Annotated in this window: 14 protein-coding genes; 10 read left to right on the forward strand and 4 right to left on the reverse strand. The window is 69.0% G+C overall.

Annotated features, from left to right (window positions below; genetic code table 11):
- Positions 1 to 7 precede the first annotated feature (7 nt).
- Positions 8 to 1,060 (reverse strand): sigma-54-dependent Fis family transcriptional regulator, encoded by a 1,053-nt coding sequence (locus tag LPA45_RS27075; RefSeq protein WP_116319025.1) that lies wholly within the window; start codon positions 1,058 to 1,060, stop codon positions 8 to 10.
- 366 nt (positions 1,061 to 1,426) lie between these two features.
- Here LPA45_RS27075 and LPA45_RS27080 point away from each other — a divergent pair, with 366 nt between their 5' ends.
- From LPA45_RS27080 to LPA45_RS27100, 5 genes are all read left to right on the forward strand, one after another.
- The gene (locus tag LPA45_RS27080; RefSeq protein WP_116319024.1) at positions 1,427 to 2,827 is read left to right on the forward strand and encodes a sigma-54 dependent transcriptional regulator; all 1,401 of its coding nucleotides are present in this window, start codon (positions 1,427 to 1,429) and stop codon (positions 2,825 to 2,827) included.
- A gap of 104 nt (positions 2,828 to 2,931) precedes the next feature.
- Positions 2,932 to 3,744: a sensor histidine kinase KdpD gene (locus tag LPA45_RS27085; protein ID WP_233528092.1), complete on the forward strand. Its 813-nt coding sequence runs from the start codon at positions 2,932 to 2,934 to the stop codon at positions 3,742 to 3,744.
- A 265-nt stretch (positions 3,745 to 4,009) separates the two neighbouring features.
- Complete coding sequence (locus LPA45_RS27090; RefSeq protein ID WP_317922886.1) at positions 4,010 to 4,642, forward strand: hypothetical protein; 633 nt, start codon at positions 4,010 to 4,012, stop codon at positions 4,640 to 4,642.
- 114 nt (positions 4,643 to 4,756) lie between these two features.
- Positions 4,757 to 5,362 carry a hypothetical protein gene (locus LPA45_RS27095; protein WP_317922885.1) on the forward strand — a complete coding sequence of 202 codons (606 nt, stop codon included), beginning with the start codon at positions 4,757 to 4,759 and terminating at the stop codon, positions 5,360 to 5,362.
- 45 nt (positions 5,363 to 5,407) lie between these two features.
- Positions 5,408 to 5,866, forward strand: a complete 459-nt coding sequence (locus LPA45_RS27100) for a PRC-barrel domain-containing protein (RefSeq protein WP_116319022.1) — start codon at positions 5,408 to 5,410, stop codon at positions 5,864 to 5,866.
- A gap of 89 nt (positions 5,867 to 5,955) precedes the next feature.
- On the opposite strand, the gene LPA45_RS27105 is transcribed toward LPA45_RS27100, so the two are convergent.
- On the reverse strand, positions 5,956 to 6,309 hold the full coding sequence (locus LPA45_RS27105; protein WP_317922884.1) for a BON domain-containing protein: 354 nt from the start codon (positions 6,307 to 6,309) through the stop codon (positions 5,956 to 5,958).
- Positions 6,310 to 6,560: 251 nt separating this feature from the next.
- Here LPA45_RS27105 and LPA45_RS27110 point away from each other — a divergent pair, with 251 nt between their 5' ends.
- From LPA45_RS27110 to LPA45_RS27125, 4 genes are all read left to right on the forward strand, one after another.
- Positions 6,561 to 7,133, forward strand: coding sequence for a low affinity iron permease family protein (locus tag LPA45_RS27110; RefSeq protein ID WP_233528090.1), 573 nt, complete (start codon positions 6,561 to 6,563; stop codon positions 7,131 to 7,133).
- A gap of 98 nt (positions 7,134 to 7,231) precedes the next feature.
- A complete protein-coding gene (locus LPA45_RS27115; RefSeq protein WP_116319020.1) occupies positions 7,232 to 8,413 on the forward strand; it encodes a DUF3182 family protein in 1,182 nt (393 codons plus the stop codon).
- Positions 8,400 to 9,287, forward strand: a complete 888-nt coding sequence (locus LPA45_RS27120) for a S9 family peptidase (RefSeq protein WP_116319019.1) — start codon at positions 8,400 to 8,402, stop codon at positions 9,285 to 9,287. The genes LPA45_RS27115 and LPA45_RS27120 overlap by 14 nt, the downstream gene beginning before the upstream one ends.
- Before the next feature lie 34 nt (positions 9,288 to 9,321).
- Complete coding sequence (locus LPA45_RS27125; protein WP_317922883.1) at positions 9,322 to 10,380, forward strand: DNA topoisomerase IB; 1,059 nt, start codon at positions 9,322 to 9,324, stop codon at positions 10,378 to 10,380.
- 53 nt (positions 10,381 to 10,433) lie between these two features.
- On the opposite strand, the gene LPA45_RS27130 is transcribed toward LPA45_RS27125, so the two are convergent.
- Positions 10,434 to 11,069 (reverse strand): ParB-like protein, encoded by a 636-nt coding sequence (locus LPA45_RS27130; RefSeq protein WP_317922882.1) that lies wholly within the window; start codon positions 11,067 to 11,069, stop codon positions 10,434 to 10,436.
- Between the two features lie 58 nt (positions 11,070 to 11,127).
- On the reverse strand, positions 11,128 to 12,252 hold the full coding sequence (locus tag LPA45_RS27135; protein ID WP_317922881.1) for a BON domain-containing protein: 1,125 nt from the start codon (positions 12,250 to 12,252) through the stop codon (positions 11,128 to 11,130).
- A 366-nt stretch (positions 12,253 to 12,618) separates the two neighbouring features.
- Here LPA45_RS27135 and LPA45_RS27140 point away from each other — a divergent pair, with 366 nt between their 5' ends.
- Complete coding sequence (locus LPA45_RS27140; RefSeq protein ID WP_116319015.1) at positions 12,619 to 13,476, forward strand: SDR family oxidoreductase; 858 nt, start codon at positions 12,619 to 12,621, stop codon at positions 13,474 to 13,476.
- Positions 13,477 to 13,497 lie beyond the last annotated feature (21 nt).

The following is a 13,497-nucleotide window of genomic DNA, read 5'->3' on the forward strand; positions in this document are numbered from 1 at the left end:
GGCTGTCCTAAAGCGAGCGGTACGCGTCCAGGCGGTTGTACAGCGTCTTCAGGCTGATGCCGAGGGCGCGCGCCGCCTGGCGCTTGTCGCCGTCGAAGCGCGCCAGCGTGGCCATGATGATCTCGCGCTGGGTATCGGCCAGCGTGGTGCCCACGCGCACGTTGACCACGCCATCCACGGTGGTGGGCCGCGGCGGCTGCGTGGCGAGGTTGGGATTGCCGATCTCGACCATCTTGTCGGCGAGGATAAAGGCGCGGTAGACCGCGTTCTTCAGCTCGCGCACGTTGCCCGGCCAGTCATAGCGCACCAGCCGCTCCAGCGAAGCCGCCGAGAAGGCCTTGTCGGCGTGTTCCATCGCGTTGTATTCGGCGAGGAAATGCCGGGCCAGCGGCACGATATCGTCCGGGCGCTCGCGCAGTGGCGGAATATGCAGGGGGAACACGGCCAGCCGGTACAGCAGGTCTTCGCGCAGCTGGCCCGTGCGCACGGCGTCGACCGGGTCGCGGTTGGTGGCGGCCAGGATGCGCACATCGGTGACGATCAGCGTATCCCCGCCGACGCGGTGGAAGGTGCGGCTTTCCAGAACCCGCAACAATTTGATCTGCATCTCCAGCGGCATTTCGGTGACTTCGTCAAGGAACAGGGTGCCGCCCTGCGCCTGCTCGAAGTACCCCGCCTTCTGCTCGATCGCGCCGGTAAATCCGCCTTTCTCGTGCCCGAACAGCTCCGACTCGATCAGCGTCGGCTGGATCGCGCCGCAGTTGACGGCGATGAAGGGGCCGTTGCGCCGCGCGCTGCGCTCATGCACGGCGCGGGCCACCACCTCCTTGCCCGAGCCGCTTTCCCCCACCGCAAGCATGGTGACATCGGTGGGCGCCACCCGCTCCACCTGCGCCATCAAACGCTGCATGACCGGCGCGGTACTTTCCCACAGCAGCGAGACCTGCGAGGGTACGGCGCGGCGCGGCGCACCTTCTCCGGCCGCTGGGGAAAGCGTGCCCTGGCGAGTGGAGGCGGGGACGGCGCTGGCGCGCCGCGGAGGTGTGGTGGTCACTGGCACGGTCGAAGGCAGGGCTGGGCGAGCTTCACGTGTGGAAAGGGGGGAAGGTGGGAAGTTCCTATGCTAGCCTTTGCCACAGGGCCTTGCCATAGCCGCGCGGTCCTGCGCGGAAAGTTCCGACAGCTGTGTCAGACAGACACCGGCAACCACCACGTCAGGCCCCGCTTAGACTTGCATTACGCAGTGGACTGGCAGTACGCAGTCGGAACCGTGCCGCCCCTGTCCTGAACTGCCTGGCATTGGCTGCCTTGCCGCGCTTCGCATGGCGCGCAGCGGCGGCTGCGGTACCTGGTGCCGGACGGGGAATCAGACAGGTGTTTTTGCTGGTTTCGCAGAAGTTTCCATTAAGTCTCACTGACGGATCGTATGCCCCACATCCTGATTGTCGATGACGATGAAAACGCATGTGCCGCGCTGGCGGAAATCGTCGCCATGGAAGGTTTCACCTCCGCCACCGCCGGCAGCCTGCGCGAAGCCCGCCTGCAGTTTGGCTGGCACATGCCGGACGCAATCGTCGCTGACCTGCGCCTGCCTGACGGCAACGGCATGGAGCTGTTCGACGAGGTTGGCGCTTCCGGCGTCGAAGTGATCCTGACCACCGGTTATGCCAGCGTTGAAAGCGCGGTCGACGCGCTGCGCGCCGGTGCTACCGATTACCTGGTCAAGCCGATCAACGTGGCACGGCTGCAGACCGTGCTCAAGCGCCTGGCCACCACCGGCGAACTGCGCGCAGAAATCCATTCGCTGCGCGGCGAACTGCGCCGCTACGGGCGCTTCGGCCGGCTGATGGGCAGTTCGGAGGTGATGCAGTCGGTCTATGACCAGCTCGCGCGCGTTGCGCCCACCGAAGCAACGGTGCTGCTGATCGGCGAGAGCGGCACGGGCAAGGAACTGGCCGCGCAGACCGTGCATGAGCTGTCGTCGCGGCGCCGCCAGCCTTTCCTCGCGGTCAATTGCGGCGCGATCTCGCCCACGCTGATCGAGAGCGAGATGTTTGGCCATGAACGCGGCAGCTTTACCGGCGCCGACCGCCAGCACAAGGGCTATTTCGAGCGCGCCGACGGCGGCACGCTGTTCCTGGACGAAATCACCGAGATGCCGGCCGAACTGCAGGTCAAGCTGCTGCGCGTGCTGGAGACCGGCACCTTCATGCGCGTGGGCACCAACCGCGAATGCCATGCCGACGTGCGCGTGCTGGCCGCCACCAACCGCAACCCGGAAGAGGCCGTGGCCGACGGCAAGCTGCGCGCCGACCTGTTCCACCGCCTGAACGTGTTCCCGGTGGAGCTGCCGCCGTTGCGCGCGCGCGGCGACGACGTGATCCAGATCGCCAACCTGATGCTGGACCAGCTCAATGGCGAGCAGGGCACGCAGCGGCGCTTCGCGCCCAACGTGCTCGACAGCCTGCGCCTGCATGCCTGGCCGGGCAATGTGCGCGAACTGCGCAATTTCGTGCAGCGCGCCTTTATCATGGCCGACGAGGATCTCATCACCGAAGTGCAGGTGCCGTTGCAGGTGGCGGCCACGCAGGCTCCGGGCGCGGCGGTGGTGTCGGTGCCGGTGGGCATGTCGCTGGCCGATGCCGACCGCCAGCTGATCTTCGCCACGCTGGAGCAGTGCGCCGGCGTCAAGAAGCATGCTGCCGAGATCCTCGGCATCAGCTTGAAGACTTTGTACAACCGGCTGGAAGATTATGCCGCCCGCGGGGAGCTGCCCGAGTGGCTGCGCGCCTCGCGCAATGACACGGGATCCTCCGCGACCGGTTGACTGGCCTCGGACGACATGCGGGCTGGCCTCCCCAGCGCTGCGCGCAGCACGTTTCTTGCTTCCACGTCCAGCAGCCAACCTGGCACACCAGACCCCATCCGACCATGACGCAACCGCAGCCACCGGACAACAAGCGGGACGCTCCTGACGACCTTTCCACCGATGCAGCGGCAGCCGCGGTGCGCGCGGTGCAGGAAGTCAGCACGCTGATCGAGCAGTCGGCCCATGACCTGCGTTCATCGCTCAATGCCATCCAGAGCTGGGCCTACGTGCTGGACCGCGCCTTCGATGCGGCGCCGGCCCCGGCGCAGCGCGCGCTCGACGGCATCCGCGCCGGCACCCAGCAGCAGCTGGCGCTGATCGAGGAAATGGAGGAATCGGTGCGCCTGCTGGCGGACGAGCACGTGCCGAGCTGGCAGCACGTCGACCTGCTCGATGCAGCCGCGCAGGCCATTACCGACCGCCGCCCGGCCGCCGAGGCGCGTGGGGTGCTGCTGGCCCCCGTCACCACCGACGGCGCCGGCGATGGCGCGTATGGCATCGACGGCGATGCAACCCGCCTGATCCCGTTGCTGCGGCACCTGCTGGTGCACTGCATCTGGCGCGCGCCGGCGGGGGGCTCGGTGGCGATGCATCTGGTCGGCGAGCCCGCCCACGTGAAGCTGCGCATCACCGAGAGCCCACCGCTGGACCAGCAGCGCAGCGCCAGCCGGCTGGCGGCGCTGACCGACTTCTTCGGCCGCAGGCCCGCTGGCGACGGCGCCATGCCGCCGCGGCAGAGCACCGCGCTGCTGCTCACGCGGCGCATGGTCGAGATGCATGGCGCCCTGCTCAGCGCCGAAAGCGAGGGCTGCGAAGCCGACAAGCTCAGCGTCTGCATCGCCGTCAGGTTCCCGCGCCAGCCCGCCATGGCGTGACGGGGCGCGCCCCGTCCCCCGCCCCGTCTCCCGCCCCGTCCCCCTTTCCGCCTCTGCCGCGCGTTGCGCGCATCTTCCATCCTTTGCCTGACGATGTAGTTTTTACCGGCATGTAAGGCGCTGTGCGCCCCGGTCGGGCGCCAGTCTTGGGGGCAGTTGCGCGCCGGTGGCGGGCCCGGCGCGGCGTTTGGCCGGCACGCGGCGCGTCGCGCAGTCTGGCCCGGCCTTTGCATGGGTCAGTCACTCAACCAAGGAGGGAACAACCATGCCTAACGCCAGCCGCAAGTCCGACAAGGCCGCGCAGGTTGCCCGCAAGCCGTCCGGCGCGAAATCCTCGGCATCCACCGCAAAATCCATGGCCAAGCCGGGCGCGCGAGCGGCCGCCAAGCCCGCTGCCAAGCCAGCCACCAAGCCCGCCGCGAAGCCTGCCGCCAAGAGCGCCGCAAAGCCAGCGGCAAAGCCGGCAGCGAAGCCCGCCGCCAAGGCGGCGAAGCCAGCTGCAAAGTCAGCCGCGAAGACCGTGGCCCGCCCTGCAGCCAAGGCCGCCTCCAAGGCTGACAAGCCGCAGGCCATGCGTGCCAGCGCCGCCGCCGGCAAGCCCGACAAGCCCGGCAAGTCCGGCACCGCGTCCCGTCCCGGCGGAGCCAGGTCCGGCATGGGCACGGACAAGCCCCAGCGCGGCAAGGAGGCCAGGACCTACCAGGCCGCCGTCGACGACTCGTTGGAGATGACGTTCCCGGCCAGCGATCCGATCTCGCCGAGCGCCGCCATGCATGCCGAAAAGAAGATGCAGACCGCGCGTGACGATGTCGACTGGAAGCTCAAGCGCGGCAGCGAGCAGCAGCCCGTGGGGGCCAAGCCGGCAGGCCAGCGCAAGGGCAGCGCGCGCGGCCGCTAGTGTGGCCGCTAGTGTGGCCGCTTGTGTGGCGGCTAGTGTGGCCGCAGTAATCGCCGTGCCCGCAGCGTGGGCGCAGCCGATGCGCGATTCCGATCAACAAGAAATGGAGCCAGCATGACTGCTATCGTCGCAGGTCGATTCGACAGCTTCAGTACCGCAGAATCCGTTGCCAGCCATCTCAAGGCACGCGGTTTCGCGGACCAGGACCTCAGCCTGTTCTACGTCAATCCGCCGGGGCAGCACGCGGCGTATGCGTTGGGTGGAGACCATGCCGCCGATGCCGGTGCGCGCAAGTCTGGCGTTGGTGCCATTGCCGGCGTGGTGATCGGCGCCGCGGTGGGTGCTGCCGTGGGCGCCATGCTGGTCTCGGCGCTGTCCGCCGTGCCGCCGCTGTCGATCCTGGTGCTGGTGTTTGCCGTGGGCCTGGGCGCGTATCTCGGTTCGCTCGCGGGCGCGCTGGCGCTGGCGCGCGATGCGCGGAGCAATCCGGTGACCGGACAGCCGCCGGTGCGCAACGCCGGCGTGCTGCTGGCCGCGCACGTTCCCAGCGGCGATACCGCCGCGGTCGCGGACCTGCTGCGCCAGGGCGGCGCGCAGGACGTGGAGCGTGCCGACGGGCAATGGCTCGACGGCCGCTGGGTGGATTTCGACCCGCTGGTGCCGCCGGTGCCGGCCGATGTGCGCCGCCAGGGCCAGGGCAGCCGGCCCCGGACAGAATGACTTTTTGCAGCGACTTGTTGCAGCCAACCCCAAACGGAGGTGTCCATGACCCAAGTCCAACCTGAATCCCCTGGCGAGCAGCCGCGCGGCGCATCGATCGTCGGCGGCATCGACCGCAATTCCCCGGGGCCTGGCCCGTTCGTGATGGCCGCCGATACGCTCGAGGGCAACAAGGTGGTTGACCCCGCGGGCGACGACATCGGCACCATCGACCACATCATGATCGATGTCCTGGGCGGGCGCGTCGCGTATGCGGTGATGGCGATGGGCGGCTTCCTCGGCATTGGCGAGAAGCTGTTTGCGCTGCCATGGTCCGCGCTGACGCTGGACACGCGCCGCAAGTGCTTCGTGCTCGGCGTCGAGAAAGACCGGCTCAAGGCCGCGCCCGGGTTTGACAAGGACCACTGGCCAAGCATGGCCGATTCGCAGTGGGCCACCAGCATCCACCAGTACTACGGCATTTCGCCTTACTGGGAAGCGGACCGCTACGATCCGTGGGGCTGACCCGGGAGAAAGCGGTGTGCCACTGAGCGAGGAACGAGGCGCCGGATTCCATCCGGCGCCTCTTTTTTCGGGAGTCAGACCGTGTGGCGTCAGACCTTGTGGTTGATCTGCCCGGATGGGCGCTGCGATGGGTCGGCTTGCATGCCGCTGTCCTCCGGCTGGGCCGGCGTCCCGGGCCGCGGTTCGTGGCGCAACGACAGCGCGTTGTGTACGCCCAGCACGCCGGCGCTGACCGCCGCGGCCTTCTCGATGCGCTGCGCGGTGTCGACATCCTCCACGCAGCCCCGCACGGTGACCCGGCGATCCGCGACGTCGAGCGTCACGCCGTCGGGAAAGCGGCCGTCGAACGCCGCGGCGATCTCGGCGCGCACCGCCACGCGCAGCGCTTCGTCGTCGGCGGATGGGGAAGGGGAAGGGGAAGGGGAAGGGGCATTCTGGTTCATCTCGGCTCCTCGACAGAAAGCCATGTCCGGCGCAAGAAGCATTCCCGCGCGACCGACCACCGGCGTTGCGCGCCGCGCGATGCAGAAACGCCAGCCGTATGCCACGGCATGCCAGGCAAGTGCTGCGCGCGTTGTAGGACTGCGCCCGCTGCACATCGGCCCCATGCACTCCATACAATGAAATCAGCATGCCGCCGCGCCGGCGCACAGGCAACAGCGCGAACGAGCAAGCGCGATCGAGGAGCGCAACGATGAGCAAGTCCAGCCCAATCCTGCCTGGCGTCGGTCATCGGCCAACGTCCGGCACGCATGCCAGCGTACTGCACGCGTTTGACCGGTTCGCGGGCGCCGCCACGCGCCATGCCGGCTCTCCTACTGCGTTCGTGCTCGCGGTGGGCGTGGTGGCCGCCTGGGCCATCACCGGCCCCATGTTCGGTTTCTCTGAGACGTGGCAACTGGTCATCAATACCGGCACCACCATCGTCACCTTCCTGATGGTGTTCCTGATCCAGCAGAGCCAGAACAAGGATGCGGTGGCGGTCCACCTCAAGCTCAACGAACTGCTGGCCTCGCACCGGGAAGCCAGCAACATGCTGGTCTCGATCGAGGACCTCGACGAGGAAGAGCTGCGGCAGCTGGTGACTTTCTACCGCCACCTGGCCGAGCTGGCCGACAAGGAAGATGGCGTCAAGATGAGCCATTCACTGGACGAGGCGCGCGAGAACCACGCGGCCAAGCAGCACGCCCGCGCCTCGCGGCAGATCCGCCCCGAGGACGGTGGCAGCGGCGCCGATGCGCATGCCACCGCCGAGGCCAGTCCATAACCCGCAGCACCGGACCGCGGTACGCATGCTCATGCTGGATGCCTGCCGCACGCCGTGAACCCGTCGCGCCAACCACGTTATCGAGCAAGGAGCCTCCCGTGTCCGATCCGAACAAGGCAAGCAAGCGCAAGCAGATGGGACCGGCCGCCGCTGCGTCCCGCGCGGTCATGGTGTACGGCTGCGATTCACTCGGGCAGCCCGACAGCCACCTTGGCACCACCATGGCCAATATCGCGCGCAAGGTGGCAGAGATCGTGGGGATCGGCTACGCAGGCGCCTACGATGAAGCCGCGTCCGACCGGCCGCGTCCCTACCTCGTGCCCGCGCAGACGCTGATCGGGCAGGAGCTTGCCACGCGCATCGGCGTGCATGGGGAGGGTGACCTGTTCGGCGGCGTGGTGCCTTACGCGTTCGTCGCCACCAAGGCGATCACGCATGGGCTGGTCGAGCCCGGCGCCGCCGCTCCCGAAGGCTGGAGCGAAGCCTTCGTGCAGCGCGTGGTCGGCGCGACCCTGCCGGGCTTCACTGCGTTCACCATGGCCGATGCGCGCACGGCCGGAAAGCGCCTGCTGGCACTGGGTCCGGTCCGGCTGAAGGAGCCATGCGGCATCGGCGGGCTGGGCCAGTGCGTGGTCGACAGCGAGCGCGCGCTCGACGAAGCGCTGGCCGCCATGCCCGATGCAGTGGTGGAAGCCCACGGCATCGTGGTGGAGCGTGACCTGGACGCGCCGCAGACCTATAGCGTCGGCCAGGTGGAACTGGCGGGACTGCGCGCCAGCTATTGCGGCACGCAGGGGCTGACGGAGAACAACCGTGGCCAGCAGGTCTACGGCGGTTCGACGCTGACGGTGGTGCGCGGCGGCTTCGACGCGCTGCTGCAGCAGCCGTTCGACGCGCGCACGCTGGCCGCGGTGCGCGCGGCGATGGTGTACCACGACGCCGCGCTGGGCTGCTATGGCGGCATGATGCTGACGCGCTGCAACTACGACGTGGCCTTTGGCCCGGCCGCGGGCCCCGACGCCGACCGCGAGCAGATCCTTGGCGGCGTGCTCGAGCAGTCATGGCGCGTAGGCGGCGCCACGGGTGCCGAGCTGGCGGCGCTGGCGGCGCTGCAGGACGATCCGGACCGAAACCAGGTGGTGGCGTCCACGCGCGAGGTGTACGGCGCCAACGTGCCGGTGCCCGCCGACGCCGTGATCTATTTCCAGGGAGAGGACCGCCACGTCGGTCCCCTCACCAAGTACGCAAGGCTGGAGCCCGATTCCCATGGCAACCCATGAAGAACTGCTGCAGATTCAGAGCGAGGGCGGCACCATTGCCGGCACCCTGATCAGTCCCGAGACCAGATTGCCCGGCGTGCTGTTTGTGCACGGCTGGGGCGGCAGCCAGCAGCAATACCTGGCGCGCGCGCGCAAGGTCGCGGGCCTGGGCTGCGTCTGCCTGACCTTCGACCTGACCGGCCACGCCGGCACCAAGTCGCAATACGAGACCGTCACCCGCATGCGCAACCTGGCCGACGTAGTCGCCGCGTATGACACGCTGGTACGGCAGCCGGAAGTCGACCGCAACGCCATCGCGGTGGTAGGCAGCAGCTACGGAGGCTACCTCGCGGCGCTGCTGAGCACGATGCGCCCGGTGCGGTGGATGGGGTTCCGCGCGCCGGCGCTGTACATGGATTCCGGCTGGGAGCTGCCCAAGCGCCAGCTGCACCGCGAACAGGACCTGGTGGCGTACCGGCGCAGCGTGGTCCCGCCGGAAGACAACCGCGCCGTGCGCGCCTGCGCGGAATTCAACGGCGATGTGCTGGTGATCGAGTCCGAGCACGACCAGGTGGTGCCGCACGCCGCGGTGATGAGTTATGTCGACGCATGCGTGCATGCCAACTCGATGACCTACCGCGTGATCAAGGGCGCCGACCACGGGCTGACCGATGAGGAATGCCAGCGCGCCTACAGCAGCCTGCTGGTCAACTGGCTGCGCGAGATGATCACCCTGGCGCGTGCCGGCCCGGTCAGTGCGGACAGTGCCTTGCAGCCCAAGCCGCGGCGCACGGCGCCGGAGCCCGACGATGATGCCGTCGGCATGGGTGAAGGGGTGCCGTCGCCAGCAACGGCCTACGGTTCCGCCGGCGCACCGCCGCCCGGCGCCGAGTAGTGCAGAGCGGCGCCGCCGCGAGGACGCAGCCCGCATGGACAGCACCCTGCCCTCCACCGACCCCACCGCGGCGCTGGACGCCGTGCTGCGCGAGGCCGGCCTGCGCTACGTCGAGGACGGCAGTTCCGGCATCACGCGGCGCCGCCAGGGCACCGGCTTCAGCTATATCAGGCCAGATGGCGAACGCGTGCGCGACCAGGCCACGCTGGCACGCATTGCCGCGCTGGCCATTCCGCCGGCGTACGAGGCGGTGTGGATCTGCGCGGACGCGCGCGGTCACCTGCAGGCCACGGGGCGCGACGCGCGCGGGCGCAAGCAGTACGTCTACCACCCCGAATGGGCGGCACTGCGCGATTCAGACAAGTACGGACGCCTGCCGGCCTTCGGCGCGGTGCTGCCACGGCTGCGTGCCCGCGCCGCGCGCGACCTGGGCCGCAACGGCATGCCGCGCGAGAAAGTGGTGGCCGCGGTGGTGGTGCTGCTCGATGCCACGCTGGTGCGCGTGGGCTCGCCGCGCTACGCGCAGCAGAACCGTACCTACGGCCTGACCACGCTGCGGCGCCGGCACGTGACCGTGCGCGGCAGCCGGCTGCGCTTCCAGTTCACCGGCAAGAGCGGCATTACCCATGATGTGTCGGTCAACGACCCGCGCCTGGCGCGGGTCGTGCGCAACTGCGCCGACCTGCCCGGCCAGCGGCTGTTCAAGTATCGCGACAGCGACGGCGAGATCCGCGAGATCGGCTCGGCCGACGTGAATGCCTACCTGAAGGAGGCCACGGGCGGCGAATTTACCGCGAAGGATTTCCGCACCTGGGCCGGCAGCGTGCATGCGCTGGCGATCCTGCGCAAGCTGCCGGAAGCCGCCAGCGAAACCGCGCGCAAGAAGGCCGTGGCCGACGCCATCCGCGAGGTGGCGCACCAGCTGCGCAACACCATGGCGGTGTGCCGCAAATGCTATGTGCATCCGGGCGTCATTGACGCTTACCTGTGCGGCGAGCTGGAAGTTGGCGGGCGCGCGCCATCGGTGACCCGGCTGCGCGCGGACGAGGCCCGCCTGCTGCGGCTGCTGAGCGTGGCAGGGCGCGGCGATTAAAGGTCAACCAACGGGCCAACCGGCGGCCAACCGACCACCAACCGACGCCCGCGTCAGCACGGCAGGGGGCCGAGATAGCCGGGCAGCTCGCGTGCCCCCGCAGCATGCGCCAGGCGGAAGGCCTGCGCCAGCGCTATGGCAAAGTGATGCGCCGTGTCGAACGGACCCGGCACGTTGCGGCGGAAATAGTCGGCCCAGCGGAAATCCGGATAGGCGGTCTTGACCTTGCGATAACCGCCGGCGATTTGCACGAACGCCTCCAGGCTGCGGTAGGGATCGTCGCGCATGTCGTGGATGGCCTCGGGCAGTTCGGTCAGCGGCCGGCGGCGGCCGTGCTCGTCATACGGGTGGACCAGGTGGTTGGCGACCATGTGGCGCCAGAACGCGGGCGGATCGAGGTCGCTGATATCGGCTTGGACGAGCCCAGGCACGTGGGTCAGGCCGAGGTCGTGCCAGGCGCGCACCCAGTGGTGGTGGTCGACCACGTAGAGGCCTTGTTCCGGCCCGATCACCAGGTGGACGCGGTGCTTGTCGAGGAAGGCGGCGCGCGCCTCGGGCGGCACGCGGCGGGTCACGTGGACCTTTTGCGCGACGTGGTAGCCGCCGACGGTGATCTGGGTCGGGCGCAGCGCGTCCAGGGGCACCATCAGCTTGCTGCCGGGACGAAGTTTGCGGGGGTGGCGTGGCATGTTGGGGGCGGCGCGGGGCGGCGCGGCGCGTGGCCGCGCCGCGCAGGTTGTCTACAGCTCAGCTCTTGTTCAGCGTGCGCTCCGGCGAGATGCCGGCGCTGCCCGCTGTGCCGCTGCCAGTGTCCTCCCCACCGACCTCCGAGCCGGCGGCCCAGGCGGAGCCCCGGCCGCCTTGCGTTCCCATACGCAGCCGGTTGTCGACTTCGGTCACGCCGAACACGGCGTCAGCGATTTCCTCGATCACATACTTCTCCCGGCGCTCGCGCACCGTGCCATCCAGCGTGACCACGCCGTTGGCGACTTCCACGCTGACCTCGCCGACATCGATGTACGGGTTCATGGCGAGGCGTTCGCACACGTCTTCCCGCACGCGCTCGTCGGAGCGGCGATAGCCCTTGGGTCCGGTCACGCGCCGGCCGGCGTGCTGTCCCTGCGTAGCCGCCTGCTGGCCGAAGGCCCGGCTGCGGCGATAGCCGGGATCGTCCGGATAGACCCGCTGCCCGCCGCTGAACGACTGGCCACCGCGGCCGGAATCGCCGTAGTAGCCACTACCATAGCTCGGTTCGCCGCCACGCTGGCTGCGGTCGCGCTCCATGCCTTCGCGCCAGTGCATGGCACGGCCGCCCCGTTCGCCCCGTTCGCCCCGTTCGTCCCTTGCGCCGCTGTCACGTTCGTCGCGCTCGCCGCCCCGGCCGCGCGGCCCGAAGCGGTCTTCATCGCGATAGCCATAGCCCGATACGCGCTCCTGGCTGCGATAGCCGCTGTCCTGCGCCGACGGACTGTAGCCGCCATAGCCGCTGCTGTAAGGGTGGCCGGTGCCGCCCGCATCGGACGCGCCATATCCCGGCTGGCCCCAGCTGCCGCGGGTCTGGCCCGCGGGCGTGTCCTGCTGGTACCAGGGTCCGCCGTGGCGCGAGGATTCGCCGCCGCGGCCTTCGTTGCCGTAAGACTCGCTGCCATAGCGGCCCTGGCCCTCGCCACGCCACTCGCTGCGTCCCTCCCTGCGGCCTTCATTGCGACCTTCATTGCGCTGCTCGCCGCGCCAGTCTTCACCCCATTCCCGGCCCCAGTCTTCGGAGCCGCTGCCCCGGTTCTCGTCGCGCATGCCCGATGGCTGGCCGCCCTCGCGGCGCTGGCCCTGATTGCCCCCGCGGCTGCCGCGGTCGTTGCGGAAGTTGAACATTGCTTGCCTCCTGGCTGAATGGTCCGGCTGGGCTGTGCCTGCGCAGAAGCTGGCTGCGGCGCCGCCGGGCCGTTTGAAGTGCGGTGTTTCCTCCGGGAAAACCGCAAAATGAACCCGCAATAAACAACCAACAACCCGCAAAATCCGTGCCCCTTCGCTACCACGCCGGTTCGGCGCCGAGCGTGCCGCAGCGCTGTAAGGATTGCCGGGCGATGTAAGGGTTACGGGCGCCTGCCACGTCACCGCCGTGGGCGTGTTCGAAGCGCTGCGCCAAAGTGCCGAGTGGGTGCGGAGTACATCCCAGCGGCATGGAACTTGCGCGGCACGCGCATGGGCCCGCGTGTCCGCCACAGACAGGAGTCAGCCATGTCCACACCGAAGAGCGTCCCACCCCAGCACCAGGATCGCCAGCCGGGACTGGAAGCGCCCATGCGGCCGCAGCCGGACAGCGGCGCGGACGACTACGTCGGCAGCGGCCGCCTGCAAGGGCGCGTGGCGCTGGTCACGGGTGGCGACAGCGGTATCGGCCGCGCCATTGCCGTGGCCTTCGCGCGCGAAGGCGCCGACGTTGCCATCTCCTATCTCGACGAGCATGCCGATGCTCGCGAAACGGTCGAACTGGTTGAAGCCTCCGGGCGCAAGTGCCTCGCGATCGCAGGCGACCTTGCCGACTGCAGCCATGCCGAAGGGGTCGCGCGCCAGACGCTGCAGCAGTACGGCAAGCTCGATATCCTGGTCAACAACGCCGCCGAGCAGCATCCCAAGGAATCGCTGGAAGAGGTCGACGAAGGCCAGGTCGAGGCCACCTTCCGCACCAACGTCTTCGCCATGTTCCACCTGACGCGCGCGGTACTGCCGCACCTGAAGGCGGGCGCGTCGATCCTGAACACCACCTCGGTGACCGCGTATCGCGGCAGCAAGCACCTGCTCGACTACTCGGCGACCAAGGGCGCGATCGTGTCGTTCACGCGTTCGCTCGCGTTGCAGGTGGTCGAACGCGGCATCCGCGTCAATGGCGTCGCGCCGGGCCCGATCTGGACTCCGCTGATCCCGTCCACCTTCACTGCCGAAGAAGTCGCCGAGTTCGGGAAGAAGACGCCGATGGGCAGGCCGGGACAGCCGTTCGAAGTGGCGGCCGGCTATGTGTTCCTGGCCTCGGATGCGGCGAGCTATATCACGGGGCAGATCCTGCACATCAACGGTGGCGAGGTCGTCAACGGCTGAGCCGGCGCCGGTGCCGAGCGG

This window comes from Cupriavidus sp. Agwp_2 (assembly GCF_040784895.1).
In the GTDB taxonomy this organism is placed as follows: Bacteria; Pseudomonadota; Gammaproteobacteria; order Burkholderiales; family Burkholderiaceae; genus Cupriavidus.